The organism is Thermococcus sp. MAR1 (assembly GCF_012027305.1).
Taxonomy (GTDB): domain Archaea; phylum Methanobacteriota_B; class Thermococci; order Thermococcales; family Thermococcaceae; genus Thermococcus.
Map to the genome: position 1 here is coordinate 1 of NZ_SNUF01000015.1, position 435 is coordinate 435.

At 52.6% G+C, this 435-nt stretch carries 1 protein-coding gene; it reads left to right on the plus strand.

Translation table 11 applies throughout. The features are described from left to right. On the plus strand, positions 1-435 hold a 435-nt coding region (locus E3E25_RS11340; protein ID WP_167893413.1), incomplete at both ends, for a sulfite exporter TauE/SafE family protein.

Genomic DNA, 435 nt, shown 5'->3' on the forward strand with positions numbered 1-435 from the left:
GGTCCTCAACGACTACCTAACACTTCTCCTCGGCCTTATTCTGGTCATCAGCGCGGTTCTGAGCCTTCTCAAGGGTGAGCTTCACGTTCCGATAAAGCCGAGGTGGGCTTACGTTTATCTCCTCGGCTTCATCGTTGGACTTACCGTGCAGTTCACCTCCGTCGGAGCTGGCGTCATAGTGAGCTTCACACTGATGAACGTGGCGAGGCTTGATCCGAAAGAAGTTGTCGGCGTTACGATAGTCTATGGGCTAGCCCTTTCGACCTTCAGCTTCCTCAACTATGCCCTCATGGGAAGCGTGGATTATCACCTTGCAGCTGCGCTGATCCTCGGTACGCTGCCCGGCGTTTATTTTGGGACCCACGTGAACACGATGGCAGATAGGGAGAAGCTTAAAAGGGTGATAAACATCATAATCCTGCTGATAGGCGTCTT